At 47.9% G+C, this 19,462-nt stretch carries 19 protein-coding genes; 17 read left to right on the top strand and 2 right to left on the bottom strand.

What is annotated here, in order from left to right; genetic code table 11:
- Positions 1-17: 17 nt before the first annotated feature.
- The 14 genes from C4F37_RS23995 to C4F37_RS23925 all read left to right on the top strand — a co-directional run bounded on the left by C4F37_RS23995 (position 18) and on the right by C4F37_RS23925 (position 14,287).
- Positions 18-506, top strand: coding sequence for a DNA-packaging protein (locus tag C4F37_RS23995; RefSeq protein WP_000729922.1), 489 nt, complete (start codon positions 18-20; stop codon positions 504-506).
- Positions 484-1,980: a terminase large subunit domain-containing protein gene (locus tag C4F37_RS23990; RefSeq protein ID WP_001549451.1), complete on the top strand. Its 1,497-nt coding sequence runs from the start codon at positions 484-486 to the stop codon at positions 1,978-1,980. The genes C4F37_RS23995 and C4F37_RS23990 overlap by 23 nt, the downstream gene beginning before the upstream one ends.
- Complete coding sequence (locus C4F37_RS23985) at positions 1,980-4,181, top strand: portal protein (RefSeq protein WP_106106724.1); 2,202 nt, start codon at positions 1,980-1,982, stop codon at positions 4,179-4,181. The genes C4F37_RS23990 and C4F37_RS23985 overlap by 1 nt, the downstream gene beginning before the upstream one ends.
- 90 nt (positions 4,182-4,271) lie before the next feature.
- A complete protein-coding gene (locus C4F37_RS23980) occupies positions 4,272-5,165 on the top strand; it encodes a phage scaffold protein (protein ID WP_021560734.1) in 894 nt (297 codons plus the stop codon).
- A gap of 18 nt (positions 5,166-5,183) precedes the next feature.
- Complete coding sequence (locus C4F37_RS23975) at positions 5,184-6,437, top strand: P22 phage major capsid protein family protein (protein WP_106106723.1); 1,254 nt, start codon at positions 5,184-5,186, stop codon at positions 6,435-6,437.
- A gap of 41 nt (positions 6,438-6,478) precedes the next feature.
- On the top strand, positions 6,479-6,667 hold the full coding sequence (locus C4F37_RS23970) for a hypothetical protein (protein ID WP_001389518.1): 189 nt from the start codon (positions 6,479-6,481) through the stop codon (positions 6,665-6,667).
- Entirely contained in the window at positions 6,648-7,109 is a 462-nt protein-coding gene (locus C4F37_RS23965; protein ID WP_085455293.1) for a packaged DNA stabilization gp4 family protein, read from the top strand. The genes C4F37_RS23970 and C4F37_RS23965 overlap by 20 nt, the downstream gene beginning before the upstream one ends.
- 9 nt (positions 7,110-7,118) lie before the next feature.
- Entirely contained in the window at positions 7,119-8,537 is a 1,419-nt protein-coding gene (locus C4F37_RS23960; protein WP_106106722.1) for a packaged DNA stabilization protein gp10, read from the top strand.
- On the top strand, positions 8,537-9,238 hold the full coding sequence (locus tag C4F37_RS23955) for a phage tail protein (RefSeq protein ID WP_106106721.1): 702 nt from the start codon (positions 8,537-8,539) through the stop codon (positions 9,236-9,238). Before C4F37_RS23960 ends, C4F37_RS23955 begins: the two co-directional genes overlap by 1 nt.
- The gene (locus C4F37_RS23950; protein ID WP_106106720.1) at positions 9,238-9,693 is read left to right on the top strand and encodes a DUF2824 family protein; all 456 of its coding nucleotides are present in this window, start codon (positions 9,238-9,240) and stop codon (positions 9,691-9,693) included. The genes C4F37_RS23955 and C4F37_RS23950 overlap by 1 nt, the downstream gene beginning before the upstream one ends.
- A 2-nt stretch (positions 9,694-9,695) precedes the next feature.
- Positions 9,696-10,388, top strand: coding sequence for a hypothetical protein (locus C4F37_RS23945; RefSeq protein WP_032191772.1), 693 nt, complete (start codon positions 9,696-9,698; stop codon positions 10,386-10,388).
- Positions 10,389-10,398: 10 nt separating this feature from the next.
- Entirely contained in the window at positions 10,399-11,763 is a 1,365-nt protein-coding gene (locus C4F37_RS23940; RefSeq protein WP_106106719.1) for a DNA transfer protein, read from the top strand.
- Positions 11,763-13,628, top strand: coding sequence for a hypothetical protein (locus C4F37_RS23935; RefSeq protein WP_032191776.1), 1,866 nt, complete (start codon positions 11,763-11,765; stop codon positions 13,626-13,628). Before C4F37_RS23940 ends, C4F37_RS23935 begins: the two co-directional genes overlap by 1 nt.
- Before the next feature lie 380 nt (positions 13,629-14,008).
- Positions 14,009-14,287 (top strand): hemolysin XhlA family protein, encoded by a 279-nt coding sequence (locus tag C4F37_RS23925; RefSeq protein WP_223195166.1) that lies wholly within the window; start codon positions 14,009-14,011, stop codon positions 14,285-14,287.
- 9 nt (positions 14,288-14,296) lie between these two features.
- Here C4F37_RS23925 and C4F37_RS23920 read toward each other — a convergent pair whose 3' ends face one another.
- Both C4F37_RS23920 and C4F37_RS23915 read right to left on the bottom strand, forming a co-directional pair.
- The gene (locus C4F37_RS23920) at positions 14,297-14,614 is read right to left on the bottom strand and encodes a hypothetical protein (RefSeq protein ID WP_000820796.1); all 318 of its coding nucleotides are present in this window, start codon (positions 14,612-14,614) and stop codon (positions 14,297-14,299) included.
- A complete protein-coding gene (locus C4F37_RS23915; protein WP_001283828.1) occupies positions 14,611-14,862 on the bottom strand; it encodes an Arc family DNA-binding protein in 252 nt (83 codons plus the stop codon). Before C4F37_RS23915 ends, C4F37_RS23920 begins: the two co-directional genes overlap by 4 nt.
- Positions 14,863-14,966: 104 nt before the next feature.
- Between C4F37_RS23915 and C4F37_RS23910 the strand changes: the two genes are divergently transcribed.
- The 3 genes from C4F37_RS23910 (at position 14,967) to C4F37_RS23900 (ending at position 19,155) form a co-directional block, all read left to right on the top strand.
- Positions 14,967-15,113, top strand: a complete 147-nt coding sequence (locus C4F37_RS23910; protein ID WP_021528598.1) for an Arc family DNA-binding protein — start codon at positions 14,967-14,969, stop codon at positions 15,111-15,113.
- Positions 15,114-15,179: 66 nt separating this feature from the next.
- Positions 15,180-16,109 (top strand): phage antirepressor N-terminal domain-containing protein, encoded by a 930-nt coding sequence (locus tag C4F37_RS23905; protein WP_101778259.1) that lies wholly within the window; start codon positions 15,180-15,182, stop codon positions 16,107-16,109.
- 100 nt (positions 16,110-16,209) lie between these two features.
- On the top strand, positions 16,210-19,155 hold the full coding sequence (locus tag C4F37_RS23900) for a phage tailspike protein (protein WP_106106718.1): 2,946 nt from the start codon (positions 16,210-16,212) through the stop codon (positions 19,153-19,155).
- The last annotated feature ends 307 nt before the right edge of the window (positions 19,156-19,462 follow it).

Genomic DNA, 19,462 nt, shown 5'->3' with positions numbered 1-19,462 from the left:
GATAAAGTGAGATGAATATGGCAGCACCAAAGGGCAACCGATTCTGGGAGGCCCGCAGTAGTCATGGGCGAAACCCTAAATTCGAATCGCCTGAGGCGCTGTGGGCTGCTTGTTGTGAATACTTCGAGTGGGTAGAAGCTAACCCGCTATGGGAGATGAAGGCGTTCTCGTATCAGGGTGAAGTGATACAAGAGCCTATCGCCAAGATGCGAGCGATGACCATTACCGGCCTCACTCTGTTCATTGATGTGACGCTTGAAACATGGCGCACATATCGCCTGCGAGAAGATTTATCTGAAGTCGTTACGCGAGCAGAGCAGGTCATCTACGACCAGAAATTCTCTGGCGCAGCCGCTGACCTTCTCAACGCTAACATCATCGCCCGTGATTTGGGCCTCAAAGAGCAGTCGCAAGTTGAAGACGTGACACCTGATAAGGGAGATCGCGATAAGCGGCGCTCTCGTATCAAGGAGCTATTCAACCGTGGAACTGGACGCGATTCTTGATAACCTGAGCGACGAAGAGCAAATCGAATTGCTCGAGCTACTCGAAGAAGAAGAGAACTACCGGAACACACACCTGCTATATGAATTTACGCCATACAGCAAACAGCGTGAGTTCATCGACGCCGGGCATGACTATCCAGAGCGATGTTTTATGGCTGGTAACCAGCTTGGTAAGTCATTTACTGGTGCTGCTGAAGTCGCGTTTCACCTTACCGGGCGTTATCCGGGAACAAAAGGCTATCCTGCTGATGGTAAATATGGTGGGGAGTGGAAAGGTAAGCGTTTCTATGAGCCTGTTGTCTTCTGGATTGGCGGCGAGACAAACGAGACTGTAACCAAAACGACTCAACGCATCCTGTGCGGTCGTATCGAAGAGAATGATGAGCCTGGCTACGGTTCCATACCGAAAGAGGACATTATTAGCTGGAAGAAGTCTCCTTTCTTTCCGAACCTTGTTGATCACCTTCTGGTTAAGCATCACACGGCTGATGGCGTTGAAGATGGCATTTCAATCTGCTACTTCAAGCCATACTCGCAAGGCCGCGCTCGCTGGCAGGGTGACACAATCCACGGCGTGTGGTTTGACGAAGAGCCACCATACAGCATTTATGGCGAAGGGCTTACCCGTACCAACAAATACGGTCAATTCTCAATTCTGACGTTTACCCCGCTGATGGGGATGTCTGACGTTGTTACCAAGTTCCTGAAGAATCCAAGCAAGTCGCAGAAAGTGGTCAACATGACCATCTACGACGCTGAGCACTACACAGACGAACAGAAAGAGCAAATCATCGCATCTTATCCTGAGCATGAGAGAGAGGCGCGTGCTCGCGGTATTCCTACGATGGGTAGTGGTCGAATCTTCCAGATACCGGAAGAGACGATTAAGTGTCAGCCGTTCGAGTGTCCTGATCACTTCTACGTCATCAATGCAATGGACTTCGGATGGGATCACCCACAGGCACACATCCAGCTTTGGTGGGATAAAGACGAGGACGTGATTTATCTTTCTCGCGTCTGGAAGGCCAAACAGAAGAAGGCGACAGAGGCATGGAGTGCTGTTAAAGCATGGAGCAAAAACACCCCTACGGCTTGGCCTCATGACGGGCATCAGCACGAAAAGGGAGGCGGCGCTCAGCTCAAGGAACAATACGCCGACGCTGGGTTCGACATGTTGCCAGATCATGCAACATGGCCTGATGGAGGTAATGCGGTCGAACCCGGGATAGCAGAGATACGCGACATGATGCTCGACGGTCGTTTCAAGGTATTTAACACCTGCGAGCCATTCTTTGAAGAGTTTCGCCTGTATCACCGCGATGAGAACGGGAAGATCGTCAAGCTAAATGACGACATCCTTTCTGCTGTTCGCTATGGCTACATGATGAGGCGTTTTGCAATACAGATGCGAGACATCAAAGATCCTAAAGAGATTGATTACTCAAGCTACAACATACCTTGCGGAGTTGGATGATGGCTGATGATAGAAAGATGACTGACTGGCATCGCAAGGTGCTGTGCAACTTTGATAATGCCTGGTCAGCAACGCAGGATATGCGTGAGCAGATTATTGAGGCTCAACGTTTCGTCCGGGTATCCGGCGCACAGTGGGAAGGCAGCACAAACGCTGGTTACTCGTTTGATGAGGGCAGGTTTGAGCATTATCCGCGCTTTGAACTGAATAAGATTGCCCGTGAATGTGATCGCATCATTGGCGAGTATCGACAGAATCGCATAAGCGTTAAATTCAGGCCGAAGGACGATAAGGCATCGGAAGCGTTAGCCGAAAAGATGAACGGCAAATTCCGCGCTGACTATCAGGAAACATCCGGTGGCGAAGCGTGTGATAACGCATTTGATGATGCCGTAACGGGTGGATTCGGTTGTTTCCGCATGTGTGCCGATTACGAAGATGAAATGGATCCGAGTAACGAGCAGCGACGCATCAGTCTTCTTCCTGTTTACGACCCGGCGACATGCGTCTTCTTCGATCAGGACAGCAAGCAATATGACCGCTCTGATGCTATGTGGGCTATGGAAATGTTCTCCATGACGCCTAAAGCGTTCGAGGCTGAATACCCTGATTCCATCGCGGCAAGTCTTCCTCGTGATGACACTGGTACTCAATATGACTGGTCAACACCTGATGCCATCTATGTTGGACGCTACTACGAAGTTCGCATAGAGAAGGTGAAGCTCACGGCGTGGCGCAATCCTGTCAGCGGAGAAACGGCAATCTATGATGAAGAGCAAATCAAAGATATTGTTGACGAGCTGACCGATGGCGCATTCGAACTGATTGGTGAGCGGACAGTGAAGAAACGCAGAGTTTATTGCGGTCTTCTGTCTGGCGCTGAATGGCTGGAAGAACCGAAGCGTATTCCGGGCGAACATATTCCTCTCATCCCGGTATATGGGCGTCGATCATTTGTTGATAATCAGGAGCGAATCGAAGGCCACGCAGCAAAAGCGATGGATGCACAGCGTCTTGAGAACCTGATGGTTTCCATGATTGCAGATAACGCCACTCAGGCTGGCGGCGATGGCATTCCTGTAGTTGATGTTGACATGATTCCTGGTCCTCTTGCCACTCATTGGGCGGAACGCAACAAAAAGCGCCCGGCGTTCCTGCCGATGGTCAGTCTGAAAAACAAAAACGGAGATATTACTGCGCAGGCTCAGGTCAGCAGTTATACACCTCCGACACAAATGCCTCCTGCTCTTGCCGGGCTATTGCAGTACACCGGAACGGCTATTCAGCAAATTACAGGTGCGTCGCAGCTTGAGAATATGCCGAGCAACGTCGCTACCGATACCGTTGATAGCATCTTTAACCGGATGGACACGCAGTCCTATATCTACATGGACAACATGGCTAAATCCATGCGCCGCGCTGGCGTCGTGTGGCTTTCTATGGCGCGTGAAGTCTATGGCAGTGATACGCCTATGCGTATCGTTAATGAGGACGGCAGCGATGACGTGGCGCTGATGACTGGTGAAGTGGTTGACCGTCAGACAGGGCAGGTTATCGCGCTTAACGACCTTTCGCAGGGTAACTATGAAGTGACTGTCGATGTCGGTCAGTCGTTCGCTACTCGCCGTGACGCAACGGTTAAGTCGTTACTTTCCATGCTGGCACTTATCCCACCAGGAACGCCGAAGCACGACCTTGTATCGTCGATGATTCTCGACAATATGGACGGCGAAGGGATGGACGACCTTAAAGAATACAACCGCAATCAGTTGCTTCTGTCTGGCGTTATCAAGCCGAGAACGCCTGAAGAACAGCAGATGGTTGAACAGGCGAAACAACAACAGGCCAGTCAGCCAGATCCGGCTATGGTTGCAGCGCAAGGTCAGCTTCTTGCTGGTCAGGCTGAATTGCAGAAAGCGCAGAACGAGCAGGCAGCCATTCAGGTTAAAGCATTCCAGGCACAGACGGATGCTCAGGTTGCAGCGGCAAATGTTGTGAAAATCCTCGCATCTGCCGATAGCCAGCAGAAATCTGATATCCGCGAGGCTCTGAAACTGCTCGGACAGTTCCAGCAACAGCAAGGAGATAATGCCCGTGCTGATGCAGAGCTTGTCCTGAAAAGTCAGGCTCAGGGCCATGCGCAGCGCATGGACATCAGCAGCATCCTGCAAAAATCAACTCAGCAACAACCACAGCAGTAATTAACCCATAACGTGCAATGGCTGTCTTTATGAGGCCTGGCACCCTATTGCCTTCCGATGGGCTGAACATCGAGTAAACAGGGGTAACAAATGGACCAGATGGCAGAAAACACACCAGAAGTTGAAATCGAAACCGACGCGTCAGAGCAGATTCCTGATGATGTCGAACTGGCTGAAGAAGTCGAAACAGAAGATGGCAGTGAGTCCTCCGGCAATGATGCAGAGGAAGCTACTGAAACTGATGACGACGAATCAGAACAGGAATTCTACTTTGGTGACGAAAAGCTGGATTCGCCAACCAGCGAAGATAGCGCAGAGCATGGACTGGTAAAACACCTGCGCAAGACGATTAAAGAGAAAGACCGCGAGCTGAAAGAGCTGATGCGTCAGTCTCAGAAACCCGTCGAGCAGCAGCCGGTAATCACTCAACCACCGAGAATGCCAAAACTGGACGATGAGGACATCGGTTTCGATGAAGAAATCTACCAGCAACGCATGGCTAAGTGGGCAGAGGATAACGGCAAGTACCAGCAACAGGAGATGGCTCGCAAGCAGAAGGAGCAGGAGCTTCAGGCTGCCTATCAAGAGCGATTATCCAAATATCAGCAACGTGTTAAGGCTCTCAAAGTTCCTGGCTATCAGGAAGCTGAGCAGGCCGTACTCGAGGAAATCCCCATCGAGACACAAAACGCGATCCTGTTTGAGTCAGAGAAGCCGGAAATCGTTGTTCTGGCACTCGGTCGCAACGCTGAACTGCGCAAGCAACTGGCAGAAGCTACCAACCCCGTAGCAATTGGTCGTCTGCTGGAACGTATCGAATCGAAGGCCAGAATCATGCCAAAAGCAAAAACCACGGCAGCCACAACCCCGACAGTTAAGGGGAGCAACGGCGCAGTAATCAATAACCTTGACAAACTGAAAGCCAAGGCGCTGGAAACTGGTGACTGGACGCCGTATTTCGCCGCTAAAAAGGCAAAAAAATAACCTATCGGAGCATTAAGCATGACTAACCAATTAGCAAAAGACCTTGAAATCATGTTCGAAAACTACGTTGAAGGCTTTGAGGCCGCCTGCGTAGTTTCCCGTAACGCTAAAAAATTCCGTCCCGGTGATACAGCAATGCAGCGAGCAGGTGATGTTCTGTATCGTCCGCAGCATTACCACATGAACATTGAGGAAGGGCTAGACCTCAGCGGCAAAACGCCAACAGCACTGGTTCAGCGCCTTGTTCCTTCTGTGTTCAAGGAGCCGAAAAACATTCTGTACACTCTGGATGCGCGTGAAATGCGTGACCCGGAACATAAAACTGAAGCTGGTCGCGCCGCAGGTATGCGCCTTGCTGCACAGATTGACTCTGACCTGATTTCCATGGTCACGCAGCGTGCTACTAACGTGGTCGCAATTCCTGCCTCAGAAAATGGCTCACGGGGCCTTGCCTTGTGGAATGGTGCGGCAGATATTGATGCCACCATGACGGCGATTGGTGTACCTCAGGGTATCAACCGTCGCTCTTTCTGGAACCCCTTCAACTACAAAGATCTTGCTGGCGAGCTTGGTCACCGTGCCTATGCTCAGGGAGCAACCCTGACAGCATACGAAAAAGCGCAGATCCCTCCGGTTGCGTCCTTTGATAGCTACAAGACCGATATTTCTGGTCGATTACCGAAAGGAAGCGCTGAATCCTTGACAGTATCAGGCCAACCTGAACACAAGGTTGAAGCGAAAGATTCAAATGGTATGCCAGTTGATAACCGACAGGGGACTATTACGGTATCTGCATCTGGCTTGCAGGTTGGTGATGCGTTCACCATTGCCGGTGTGAATTCCGTACACCAGATCACAAAAGATACCACCGGGCAACCGCAGGTATTCCGTGTTCTGGCTGTTAGCGAAACTACCGTAACAATCTCTCCAAAGATTCTCCCTGTTGAAAATGCCGATGTTGCGAGTCGTCCATATGCAAACGTCGATGCCAAGCCGGCAGCATCAGCAGCAATCACCATTCTCAACAAGAACGCAGCACCTGCTAACCTGTTCTGGGCTGATGGTTCTGTTGAGCTGATGTACGGCAAACTGGCGTTCCCGACTGGTCAGGGCCCACAGGTAATGACAGCAACCACCGAGCAGGGCGCTACGCTGATCATGTCTTACGCCTTCGACCACATCAAAGGTGTAACCACTGCGCGTTTCACCACTCTGTACGGTTGCTCTGTACTGGTTCCTGAATATACGGGCATCGTTATTGCCGGGCAGTAATTTTGGTGGGGCTTCGGCCCCATTTTTATTGGGAGAAGACAATGGCACGAACAATGCTCTATAAGCCTGGCAACATGATCACCTGCGGTCAGTTTGCTGTCGATTACATCATTGTTGATGACGAAGAAGTTAAATCTCACCTGAAAAAAGGTTGGGTAAAAACTCCTGAAGAAACCGCAACGAAGCAAAAAGTGGCTAAGGCGGAAGAAGATGGCGAAAACGAAGGGTGATCTCGTTCTAAAGGCTTTACGAAAAGCTGGGCTGTATTCCAGTGCCACGTTGACAGATGCTGACCCTCAGGCAATTGAAGATGCCATTAATGACCTCGAAGACATGATGGCAGCATGGCAGGCGAAAGGTATCGAGCTTGGGTATCAGTTTGCTGATACAGAAAACGGCATCATGCCGTTACCTGACGATGATTCAGGTATCCCTGCATGGGCAAATGATGGCGTCGCTTTGAAGCTCGCTGTGCAAGTGTGCATGGATAACGTCATTCAGCCGTCGGATGCTCTCCTGACCGCTGCTGACAGTGCATATCAGACAATCTGTATCGCTTTAACCAAAATACCACCACTTGAGCGGCGAAATGATATGCCTCGCGGTAGTGGTAACAAAAGCGCGTTTACGTGGAATCGGTTTTACATCGAGAAAGATGATCCGAGTACGTGAGGTGAATAAATGCCGATTCAGCAACTTCCGCTTATGAAAGGTATCGGCAAAGACTTTCGAAACGCCGACTATATCGACTATCTGCCAGTGAATATGCTGGCTACACCAAAAGAAATCCTTAACAGCAGCGGATATCTTCGCTCATTCCCGGGCATTTCCAAACGTTCTGATGTGAACGGCGTATCGCGTGGCGTCGAGTACAACATGGCGCAGAATGCTGTTTATCGCGTGTGTGGTGGCAAGCTGTACAAAGGCGAAAGCGAGGTTGGTGATGTTGCCGGAAGTGGTCGCGTATCAATGGCGCATGGTCGAACATCTCAGGCTGTAGGCGTTAATGGTAAACTGGTCGAGTATCGCTATGATGGCACGGTTAAAACCGTCTCAAACTGGCCTACGGACAGCGGATTCACGCAGTATGAGTTAGGTTCTGTTCGCGACATTACACGCTTACGTGGGCGTTATGCGTGGTCAAAAGACGGTACAGATTCATGGTTTATCACTGATCTTGAAGACGAATCGCATCCTGACCGTTACAGCGCACAATATCGTGCCGAGTCTCAGCCGGACGGCATCATCGGTATCGGGACATGGCGAGACTTCATCGTCTGCTTTGGTTCATCGACTATTGAATATTTCTCCCTGACTGGCGCAACCACCGTTGGTGCTGCTTTGTATGTCGCACAGCCATCACTGATGGTGCAAAAAGGCATCGCCGGGACTTACTGCAAAACGCCGTTTGCTGATTCGTATGCGTTCATCAGCAATCCGGCAACTGGTGCGCCGTCTGTGTATATCATCGGTTCCGGTCAGGTATCACCAATCGCCAGCGCGAGCATTGAGAAAATACTCCGCTCCTACACTGCTGATGAACTGGCTGATGGCGTGATGGAGTCTCTGCGATTTGATGCGCATGAGTTGCTGATTATCCACCTTCCGCGCCATGTCCTGGTATACGACGCATCTTCAAGTGCCAATGGTCCGCAATGGTGTGTGCTGAAAACTGGCTTGTATGACGATGTGTACCGCGCTATCGACTTCATTTACGAAGGCAATCAGATAACGTGCGGCGATAAGCTGGAGTCCGTGACCGGGAAATTGCAGTTCGATATCAGCAGTCAGTATAGCCTTCAACAGGAACACCTGCTGTTTACTCCGCTGTTCAAAGCGGATAACGCAAGAGTGTTCGACCTTGAGGTTGAATCTTCAACTGGCGTAGCTCAGTACGCAGACCGCCTGTTCCTCTCTGCAACCACTGACGGCATAAATTACGGTCGTGAGCAGATGATTGAGCAGAATGAACCGTTCGTTTACGACAAACGCGTTTTGTGGAAGCGCGTCGGGCGAATAAGGAAAAATGTCGGCTTCAAATTGCGCGTTATCACTAAGTCACCTGTCACTCTGTCTGGCTGCCAGATAAGGATTGAGTAATGGCGGATTCATCACTGAATAATCCTGTCGCGGTTCAGGCTACGCGCCTTGATGCTTCAATTTTGCCACGCAATATATTCAGCCAGTCTTACCTGCTGTATGTCATAAATCAGGGAGCTGATGTCGGTGCAATTGCTGGGAAGGCAAATCAGGCTGGTCAGGGCGCTTACGATGCCCAGGTAAAAAACGATGAACAGGACGTAGAACTGGCTGATCACGACGCAAGAATCACCGCAAACACAAAAGCGATAAATCTACTTGAGGTCAGGTTAACAACTGCCGAAGGGAAGATAGTCGTACTGCGTAGCGATGTTGATTACTTGCTGGATGAGGTTATCGATATTCAGGCGCATCTGGTCACTGTTGACCAAAGACTGGATGGCGTAGAAAGCGATGTATCTGACATTAAGAGTGATTACGTATCGAAAACCGTAACCGAATCGCAGTCTCTTGCATCACCTCTGGATGTAAAAACATCATATTCAGTTGATGGAATTCAGGTTGTTGGAGCAAGAAATACCGGATGGACAGCGGCCACAGGTACACCTCTTCTTGGCTCATTCAACGCTAACCAGTCATACACAGTCGGCGCTACGTACACACAATCCGAAGTCGCAGCTCTCGCTACAGGTTTGCAGCAGGCGCGGCAGCGTATTCTGGCGCTTGAAACGGCACTTAGATTACATGGGCTGATTGACTGATGATTACATTCAAACCAACGCGAAACATCGACCTGATCGAAGCAGTCGGAAATCACCCTGACATTATTGCCGGAAGCAACAACGGTGATGGATACGACTACAAACATGATTGCCGTTACTTTGAGGTGAACGTGCACGGGCAGTTCGGCGGCATTGTTTACTATCAGGAGATTCAGCCGCTGACATTCGATTGCCACGCTATGTACCTGCCAGAGATTCGCGGCTTCAGCAAGGAAATCGGGCTGGCGTTCTGGCGATACATTCTGACTAACACCACCGTTCAGTGCGTCACATCGTTCGCCGCACGCAAATTCCGCCACGGGCAGATTTACTGCGCAATGATTGGCCTTAAGCGTGTAGGAACCATCAAGAAATACTTCAAAGGCGTGGATGACGTGACTTTTTACAGCGCCACACGCGAAGAACTAATCGACTTCCTGAATCACGGGAGATAGCCATGTTATATGCATTTAAGCTGGGCAGAAAACTGCGCGGCGAGGAACCTTGGTGCCCTGAAAAAGGCGGGAAAGGTGGTAGCTCTGATAAAAGCGCAAAGTATGCAGCAGAAGCTCAGAAGTATGCCGCAGACCTGCAAAATCAGCAGTTCAACACCATCATGAACAACCTGAAGCCGTTTACTCCTCTGGCTGAGAAGTATGTCGGCAGCCTCGAGAACTTATCGTCTCTGGAGGGGCAAGGTCAGGCACTTAACCAGTATTACAACTCTCAGCAGTACAAAGACCTTGCAGGTCAGGCTCGCTATCAGAGTCTGGCGGCAGCGGAAGCAACAGGTGGATTGGGTTCCACCGCAACCAGTAATCAGTTAGCAACAATCGCACCAACGCTTGGTCAGCAATGGCTATCTGGACAAATGAACAATTACAACAACCTGGCAAATATCGGTCTTGGCGCTCTTCAGGGGCAGGCAAACGCCGGGCAAACATATGCCAACAACATGAGTCAGATTTCACAGCAAAGCGCGGCGCTGGCTGCGGCAAACGCCAACCGACCGTCAGCATTGCAGCAGGGGGTTAGTGGTGCTGCATCCGGTGCGCTTTTGGGTGGTGGCATAGCCAGTGCTCTCGAGCTATCAACTCCGTGGGGTGCTGGTATCGGTGCTGGTCTTGGTCTGCTTGGCTCGTTGTTTTAAGGGGTAATCAATGGCTACGTGGCAACAGGGTATTAATTCTGGTGGTTTTCTGGCTGGCATCGGTACGCAAAATGAGAATGCGCCAAAGGCAAGCGACATTAACGCAACGCTTGGTCTGATCCGCGAAAACAATGAACTGGCTCGCTCAGGTGCAAATAACGTTGGTCTGACCGCGTTACGTGGTCTGGCTGGAGTTGCTGATATTTATAAGCAGGAACAGCAACAGAAAGCGATTAATGCGTTCAATAAGGTTCACGCTGATGCATGGGCTTCTGGTGATCCATCTGGACTATTTAAGTTTGCCCAGGAAAATCCAGCGTTTGTTGCACAGGCACAACAGGCGTTTTCCGGTCTTAATGAGCAGCAACGCAACGATATGGGCGATTTAGCCATGAGGGCTAACGTCGCTCTTTCTCAGGGACCGGAAGCCTACAGTAAATTCATTACTGACAACAAGGACAGGTTAAATCGCGTGGGTGCGAATGCTGACTGGATGATTCAGACAGGTATCCAGAATCCAGAGCAGCTATCACACATGCTGACTACTATGTCTCTCGGTGCGCTTGGACCAGAAAAGGCGTTTGCTGTTCAGGACAAGATGGCTGGTCGTGAAATTGACCGAGGCAGACTGGCAGAGACAATCCGCAGCAATCAGGCTGGCGAGGCGCTAACAGCGCGTGGTCAGAATATCACGATGCGCGGTCAGGATTTATCGATGCAGAGAGCATCAATGAAAGGGTCGGTTGGGAATAATGAGCGTACAGTTCAGTTAGCAGATGGCAGAACTGTAACGGTAGGCGGGAAGCTTCACGGCGCTGGGGCTAATGCGTTCTACGAAGGTATCGACAACGAGGGGAATATGGTTCGCGTCCCTGCTGGCTCTATTGCCGCTCCGGCTACATCGGCAGCAAGCGCGCAGAATTACGCAATGAAGAAAGATCTTGATGCAATTTCTGGTGCATCAATTGACGATCTTGGCTTCATGACTGGCATTACAGGCTCTTCAGGTTCTCCTGCTCTTGGTGCAGATATTCGTAGCCGTGCATCTGGTGGTGATCAGAGGAAACTATACAACGCTGCACAGCGAATCCAAGGAAAGATGCAGAATCAGGGCATTGCAGCAGCCAGAGACATGGGGGCATCCGGTATCAACACCGTTGCAGAAGCAAAGATGTATTTTCAAGGTATGCCACAGGTTGATTTCTCAAGCCCTGAAGCACTGCAACAATCAATGCGCGACATTCAGCAATATACCGACAATTACAACCAACAATATAACGTTAATGTTGGTAAATCTCAGCGGCAGCAATCTCAACCTACACAGGTATCACAGCCAGCAGCCAGCAGTAACTTTTCTTCACTATGGGGTGATTAATGGCTAAAGCATGGAAAGATGTTATCGCCTCTCCACAGTATCAGGCGTTAACTGAAGAACAGAAAGCACAGGCTCAAGCGCAATATTTTGATGAGGTTGTTGCCCCTAAGGCTGGTGACAAATGGGCTGAAGCAAGAGATCAGTTTTATGCAGCATACCCTCCGCCTCAGCAGCAGAAAGAAGAACCATCATTGATGCAACAAGCTGGTGATTGGCTCACAGGTGGTCAAAGTGCAGGGCAAATTGCAGAGCAGGCTGGTCGTGGTCTGGTAAACATACCATTCGACGTATTACAGGGCGGCGCAAGCCTGATTAATGCAATCAGCCAGGGGCTTGGTGGCCCCAAGGTTTTGGATGATGTTTATCGTCCAGTCGATCGACCGACAGACCCTTACGCGCAAGCTGGTGAAACAATTGGCGGGTATTTAGTTCCAGGAGTTGGAACGGCAGGAAGCATGGCTATTGGATCACTGGCAGAGGCCGCAAATCAGAAAGGCGATTTCGCACAAAATGCAACTAAAAATGCCGGAGTTAACCTTGCCGCTCAGGGGGTTCTTTCCGCAGCAGCAAAGGGAATAGGGCGTGGAATTACTGCTGTTCGTGGCGAAATATCACCAGCAGATCAGCAATTGCTCAAGCGTGCCGCTGCGGCAGATGTACCAGTTATGACATCGGATGTAGTTCCTCCAAAAACAAAACTTGGCAATCAACTGCAGGGTTACTCAGAAGGAGTCATAGCTGGGACTGGACCAATGAGAGCCGCACAGCAGGATGCTAGAACCAAGCTTGTTAATCGCTTCACCGAAAAATACGGCGACTACGATCCATCTGTAGTCGTTGATAGTCTAAAGTCAGGCGTTGCAAGGGAAAAATCGTTAGCCAAGTCAAAACTAAACAACCTGTCAGGAAGAATGGTTGGAAAGCCAGTTGATACAAGTGGCGCCATAAGAGCTATCGACGGAGCAGTAAACGAACTTGGGAAACTTAAAGGTGTTTCTGACACCCAGACCATTTCTGCGCTTAATGATTATAAGAATGCCATTCAGGAGATAACAAATGGAGATGATGCCTTTGAGTTACTTGATAAGCTGAGAACTCAGTTCCGCATTGACGTAAAAGGCGATCGTACAGTTCTGCCATCAATGTCGCAAACAATGGTCGACAGGGTCTACAACTCGCTAACCAATAGCCTTAGTAAATCTATAGCGAAAGGACTTAGCCCAAAAGATGCTTCAGCATGGAGAGCGGGAAAAGCTGATTATGCAAAAATGGCAACACATGCAACTCAAACGCGCCTTAAAAACGTTCTAAACAAAGGAGATTTAACTCCCGAGGCTGTAAATACCATTGTGTATGGACAATATGGGTCAGATATAGCTCGATTGTACGGGAAACTCGATCAAAAAGGTAAAGACATGCTAAGGGCGGCATATATCAGCAAAATAGCTGACAAGGTAGGTGACAGCCCTCAGAAAATGATGACCGAGCTTGGCAAGCTGCAAAAACAAGCAAATGGTCAGGTGTTTAAAACTGTATTTGGTGGGAAGAACGGAAAAGAGATAGAGGGGATGTTATCTATTCTCGATGCTACCAAAAGAGCATCTGAGGCTAATGTTGTGACGAAGACTGGCATGACACTCGCGCCTTTGGTAAGGGTTATTGGTAACCTAAAAACCGGAGGCGCGCTATTGGCTGGGGAAACAGGGATTGGCCTTATGTCGAGGGTTTATGAAAGCCCTATGGCCAGGAATGCGCTCTTACGTCTGGCAAACACCAAAGCAGGAACACCAGCCTATGAAAGAGCGCTAAATAACGCTGCGAATGCCATCAGACCGCTGTTTGCCACTGAGGCAACACAGCAGTGACTAAATGCCATGGATGGTTATTTCCCTAGCACATGAAACAATGTTTGCTTTAATTCCACCCATACAATTATGACCACTATAGACAGACAAAAGAAACTGAATGCATTGGCATCACGATCGAAACCTTCTCCGGCACTAAATCCGTAAAAGGTCATAAAAAATATAAAAATTGCGCACTTTGCAACGTTTACAAATTTTTTCTTCACACCAACCTCCTTAGTTTTGAGCATGACGAAATTAACCAGCCATCAGGCTGGTATTAGTCACATTCTATTTCTTTTGTCGAGGTCCATACATAAGGGTCTGAGCAAACAACCTCACCATTTATCATGACGTCATAGCCCATTAGATATGAGTTACCACCAACAATCTGAGCGGCTATGACGCTAATGCTGGCGGCGCAGGCTGCACCAAAAACGAAACCAATTAATATATTTTTCATTTTAATTCCAAATAGTTATAGGATGAAAGTTATGACCATAGAAGAACGTCTGAACAACATTGAGTTAAACCAAACCCTGCTTGACCAGCGCCTTTCAGATCTTGAGCTTAAAGATCTTGATGCGCAAATATCAGAAGCAGAAGCCAAGCTCTCCAGCTTAAACCACCGTAAGAAGCAAATCCGCAATAGAATTACTCAGGGACGCGGAAGTTGTTGAAATCATAGTCTATTTTTTCTCAGAGCTCATATTGTAATAGGTGGTATAAATAGAGATTGATTTCTGACATGCTTCAAGAAATTGCTGCGGAGTCATCCCAAGCCTTGCTTGCTCTGTAGTAAGGAATCTCTGTAAGAATTCATTCCCACCCGGCATGTTTGTAGATTCTTGGAATATTGCCATTTGTTTGATTGCACCACACATACCAGCCATTTTCGAAGCTATCATGAGGCCTTGTATTTCATCAAAACTGCTATCGTCTGATTTTGTTTCTGCGTTAGCTATGCTCGAGAGACACAGGAGCAATAGGATAGCGATACGTTTCATTTTTCACCATTGCCATGCATACATTTTAACTTCTCAACATCATGCTCAAGCTCTATCAGTCGCGATGCTATAGTTGCAAGATCTAGTGCTTGAATGTGTTTGTTTTTTTCGGTCCATGCTTCAAGTGCTGCGACCATCTCAGCATTTAATGAACGAGAATTAGCCTCAGCCAGTTCAATAAGACGTTCCTTTATCTCTACAGGAAGCCTCAGATTCACTTGAGGGTTTTTGTACTTACGATCAGACATCGGCGCATCCTGAATAATTTTTTACCACAGGATATGTAGGTATCTATTGACTATCAATGCGTACCTAAATACTATGTATGCGTACCACATACAAAGGAGCAAAAATGAAAGTTAAGACATTAAGGATGCCAGAATGGCTGGAAAAGGCTTTGGAGCAGTCCGCGAAAAAGGATGATCGGTCGTTCAGTAATGAGGTATTGAGGAGACTAAAGGAGTCAGTAGCTAAGGATGGAATTGTTTGTCCAGAATGAGTAAAGCCCAAGCTATTGCGAGTAGCTCGGGCTTAAATCGCCAGTAAATTTTGAGGAAAAACTGACATGAAAAGTATAGCAACAGCAGTATCTACTATCAACGTGCCATTCCACGGCGAAGAGCTTTATGTCGTCAATCACAACGGTGAGCCGTACACCCCAATGAAACCTATCGTTGAAGGTATGGGTATGGATTGGGCTTCACAGTTTACGAAAATAAAGCAACGGTTTAAAACCTCCATTGTGAAAATCACAATGCAGCTTCCTGGTGATGAACAGTGCCGTGAGATTATTTGTTTGGCACTTCGCAAACTTGCTGGCTGGCTGCAAACCATCAGCCCTAACAAAGTCCGCCCTGAAATCCGCGACAAGGTAATCCAGTATCAGGAAGAGTGTGACGATGTGCTCTACGAGTACTGGACTAAAGGCCATGTAGTTAACCCACGCAAAGCTAAAAAGGCGTTGCCTGGTAAAATCACCACTGAACAGCAGGAAGCCATTAAACAACTCGTCATGAGTCGCGGTCAGTCTCTGCCAAAAGAAAAACAGGCTAAGGCGATGATCACCATGTGGTCGTCACTGAAATCCCATTTTGGATGTTCGTACAAAGAAATCAGTGAGGAGCAGTTTACCGAAGCACTATCACTTGCAGCTCGAGTTCCACTTGAAGGTGAGTTCATTGGCAAACAAGAGAAGAAAACCAACGAGCTTTCTGCAAAAGAAGCAAACAGTCTTGTATGGTTATGGGATTATGCCAACCGCTCACAGGCATTATTCCGCGAACTGTATCCGGCGCTAAAACAAATTCAATCGAACTATTCCGGCAGATGCTACGACTACGGTCATGAATTCTCGTATGTTATCGGAATGGCGAGAGACGTTTTAATCAATCACACACGAGATGTTGATATTAATGAGCCAGACGGACCAACGAATCTTTCCGCATGGATGAGACTTAAGAATAAAGAATTACCTCCTTCAGTACATAACTACTGACAGATAACCAACGCAACGACCCAGCTTCGGCTGGGTTTTTTTATGCCCAAAATTCACCGTGGCCACGCTGCGGCGATTCATTGTATCTGGAGCAAATTAAATGACAGACATTACAGCCAATGTGATCGTATCGATGCCTTCGCAACTATTCACTATGGCTCGTTCTTTTAAAGCCGTAGCCAATGGCAAAATTTATATCGGTAAAATTGACACTGACCCGGTAAATCCTGAAAACCGGATTCAGGTTTATGTAGAGAACGAAGACGGTTCTCACGTTCCTGTTTCTCAACCAATCATCATTAACGCTGCTGGTTATCCGGTATATAACGGACAGATTGCCAAGTTTGTAACTGTGCAAGGCCATTCTATGGCTGTTTATGATGCATATGGTGCGCAGCAGTTCTATTTTCCTAATGTGCTGAAGTATGATCCTGATCAGTTACGGCAGCAATTAGAAGACCCAGATGGAGCGAATAAATACCCAAAACTTCAGATAGCAAGATGGAGAGACAGTTATGATGTAAGAGGTTGGGGGGCTATTGGTGATGGTGTTCATGATGATACATCAGCTCTATCAGAATTACTTTCTGTTGCAACAGGTGGTGAAAAGATAGATGGGCGAGGGCTTACTTTTAAAGTATCAACTCTTCCAGATGTCAGTCGATTTAAAAATGCTCGTTTTTTATTTGAGAGAATACCGGGTCAGCCTCTTTTTTATGCTTCTGAAGATTTTATCCAGGGAGAGTTATTTAAAATTACAGATACACCGTGGTACAACGCCTGGACGCAGGATAAAACGTTTGTATATGACAATGTCATCTATGCGCCTTTTATGGCTGGAGACCGCCATGGTGTAAATAACCTCCATGTTGCATGGGTTCGCTCAGGAGATGACGGGAAGACCTGGACAACGCCGGAATGGCTTACAGATTTACATGAAAACTATCCCACAGTTAACTATCACTGCATGAGTATGGGGGTTGTCAGAAATCGCCTTTTTGCTGTAATTGAGACGCGGACCGTGAGCGGAAATAAACTGCAGGTTGCAGAGTTGTGGGATCGCCCAATGAGTCGCAGCCTTCGCGTTTATGGTGGTATAACGAAAGCAGCAAATCAGCAAGTCGCTTATATTCGCATTACTGATCACGGATTATTTGCTGGTGATTTTGTCAACTTCTCAAACTCTGGTGTTACAGGTGTTACCGGGAATATGACGGTGACTACTGTTATTGATAAAAATACTTTTACAGTTACGACGCAAAATACCCAGGATGTGGATCAGAATAACGAGGGTAGATACTGGAGTTTTGGTACATCATTTCACTCGTCACCATGGAGAAAAACCAGTCTTGGAACTATTCCTTCTTTTGTTGACGGAAGCACTCCTGTTACTGAGATTCACAGTTTTGCGACGATTAGCGATAACAGTTTTGCTGTTGGCTACCATAATGGTGATATTGGTCCACGCGAGCTTGGGATACTCTATTTCTCTGATGCTTTCGGTTCTCCTGGTAGCTTTGTTCGCAGACGCATACCTGCAGAATATGAGGCGAATGCATCTGAGCCATGTGTAAAATATTATGATGGCATTCTGTATCTGACGACCAGGGGGACATTAAGTACTCAACCCGGTAGTTCATTGCACAGAAGCTCTGATTTAGGTACATCATGGAATTCTCTTCGCTTCCCAAATAATGTTCATCACTCAAACCTTCCTTTTGCCAAAGTTGGCGATGAGCTGATTATTTTTGGCAGTGAGCGCGCATTTGGTGAGTGGGAAGGAGGAGAACCTGATAACCGTTATGCAGGAAATTATCCAAGAACATTTATGACCAGAGTTAACGTCAATGAGTGGAGTCTGGATAATGTAGAGTGGGTTAATGTTACTGATCAGATTTATCAGGGCGGAATAGTTAACTCTGCGGTTGGTGTTGGTTCAGTTTGTATCAAAGACAACTGGCTGTACTACATTTTCGGTGGGGAAGACTTTCTAAACCCATGGAGCATAGGGGATAACAACAGAAAATATCCTTATGTTCACGATGGTCACCCGGCTGATTTGTATTGTTTCAGGGTGAAAATTAAACAGGAAGAATTTGTTTCAAGGGATTTTGTCTACGGAGCCACTCCTAACAGAACGCTTCCTACTTTTATGTCGACGTCAGGCGTGAGGACGGTTCCTGTACCCGTTGATTTCACAGATGATGTTGCCGTCCAGTCACTGACTGTCCATGCAGGTACATCAGGACAAGTTCGCGCGGAAGTCAAACTTGAGGGTAATTACGCCATTATTGCGAAGAAAGTACCGTCTGATGATGTTACCGCTCAGAGATTAATCGTTAGCGGCGGTGAAACAACGTCTTCAGCAGATGGTGCAATGATAACGTTGCATGGTTCCGGAAGCAGTACTCCACGTCGCGCGGTATATAACGCACTCGAACATCTTTTTGAGAACGGAGATGTTAAACCTTATCTTGATAATGTAAATGCTCTTGGTGGTCCGGGAAACAGGTTCTCGACAGTTTATCTTGGCTCCAATCCTGTGGTTACCAGTGACGGAACATTAAAGACAGAGCCGGTCTCTCCTGACGAAGCATTGCTGGATGCCTGGGGTGACGTCAGGTATATCGCTTATAAATGGCTGAACGCTGTCGCTATAAAGGGGGAAGAAGGGGCGAGGATACATCATGGTGTAATCGCGCAGCAACTTCGTGATGTTCTTATTTCTCACGGACTCATGGAAGAAGAAAGCACAACATGCCGCTATGCCTTTCTTTGCTATGACGATTATCCCGCAGTATATGATGACGTCATTACTGGCCAAAGGGAAATGCCGCTGACTGATAATGACGGGAGCATCATTGTTGATGAGGATGATAATCCAGTGATGGTAATGGAAGACATCATTGAGCGCGTTGAAATAACGCCAGCAGGATCTAGATGGGGGGTCAGACCTGATCTCTTATTCTATATCGAGGCGGCATGGCAGCGCAGAGAAATAGAAAGAATAAAAGCTAGGTTAGACTTAATAGAAGGGAAGCACTAAATGTTTCGTTGGCGTCAAAAATATGAACTGCTCACATAAAGAAGTAAGTACATTGGCAAAAAACATTGACGTCAACGAAATTAAATATAAAAATTTAAATGCTTTTTAATGACAAGAAAAGTAACTAGTGGTAAAATAACGTAGGATACTAATATGTCAAGACTCAAGACTCAAGACTCAATGAACCGCCCCGGGTTTCCTGGAGAGTGTTTTATCTGTGAACTCAGGCTGCCAGATCATCGTTTCCGATGGAAGCATAATAAGCTTTTTCTGCTTCTGCCGGAGGAGTATGGCCCAGCCTTTCCAG

The organism is Escherichia sp. R1 (assembly GCF_003000935.1).
In the GTDB taxonomy this organism is placed as follows: Bacteria; Pseudomonadota; Gammaproteobacteria; order Enterobacterales; family Enterobacteriaceae; genus Escherichia; species Escherichia coli.
This window is presented reverse-complemented; position numbering and strand designations above follow the sequence as displayed.

Coding starts and splice junctions, on each gene's coding strand:
- C4F37_RS23920 (WP_000820796.1), bottom strand. CDS start 14,614: ATGAAACGTATCGCTATCCTATTGCTCCTGTGTCTCTCGAGCATAGCT.
- C4F37_RS23955 (WP_106106721.1), top strand. CDS start 8,537: ATGGCGGATTCATCACTGAATAATCCTGTCGCGGTTCAGGCTACGCGC.
- C4F37_RS23970 (WP_001389518.1), top strand. CDS start 6,479: ATGGCACGAACAATGCTCTATAAGCCTGGCAACATGATCACCTGCGGT.
- C4F37_RS23980 (WP_021560734.1), top strand. CDS start 4,272: ATGGACCAGATGGCAGAAAACACACCAGAAGTTGAAATCGAAACCGAC.
- C4F37_RS23960 (WP_106106722.1), top strand. CDS start 7,119: ATGCCGATTCAGCAACTTCCGCTTATGAAAGGTATCGGCAAAGACTTT.
- C4F37_RS23910 (WP_021528598.1), top strand. CDS start 14,967: ATGAAAGTTAAGACATTAAGGATGCCAGAATGGCTGGAAAAGGCTTTG.
- C4F37_RS23995 (WP_000729922.1), top strand. CDS start 18: ATGGCAGCACCAAAGGGCAACCGATTCTGGGAGGCCCGCAGTAGTCAT.
- C4F37_RS23940 (WP_106106719.1), top strand. CDS start 10,399: ATGGCTACGTGGCAACAGGGTATTAATTCTGGTGGTTTTCTGGCTGGC.
- C4F37_RS23975 (WP_106106723.1), top strand. CDS start 5,184: ATGACTAACCAATTAGCAAAAGACCTTGAAATCATGTTCGAAAACTAC.
- C4F37_RS23945 (WP_032191772.1), top strand. CDS start 9,696: ATGTTATATGCATTTAAGCTGGGCAGAAAACTGCGCGGCGAGGAACCT.
- C4F37_RS23900 (WP_106106718.1), top strand. CDS start 16,210: ATGACAGACATTACAGCCAATGTGATCGTATCGATGCCTTCGCAACTA.
- C4F37_RS23965 (WP_085455293.1), top strand. CDS start 6,648: ATGGCGAAAACGAAGGGTGATCTCGTTCTAAAGGCTTTACGAAAAGCT.
- C4F37_RS23950 (WP_106106720.1), top strand. CDS start 9,238: ATGATTACATTCAAACCAACGCGAAACATCGACCTGATCGAAGCAGTC.
- C4F37_RS23915 (WP_001283828.1), bottom strand. CDS start 14,862: ATGTCTGATCGTAAGTACAAAAACCCTCAAGTGAATCTGAGGCTTCCT.
- C4F37_RS23935 (WP_032191776.1), top strand. CDS start 11,763: ATGGCTAAAGCATGGAAAGATGTTATCGCCTCTCCACAGTATCAGGCG.
- C4F37_RS23905 (WP_101778259.1), top strand. CDS start 15,180: ATGAAAAGTATAGCAACAGCAGTATCTACTATCAACGTGCCATTCCAC.
- C4F37_RS23925 (WP_223195166.1), top strand. CDS start 14,009: ATGACGCTAATGCTGGCGGCGCAGGCTGCACCAAAAACGAAACCAATT.
- C4F37_RS23985 (WP_106106724.1), top strand. CDS start 1,980: ATGGCTGATGATAGAAAGATGACTGACTGGCATCGCAAGGTGCTGTGC.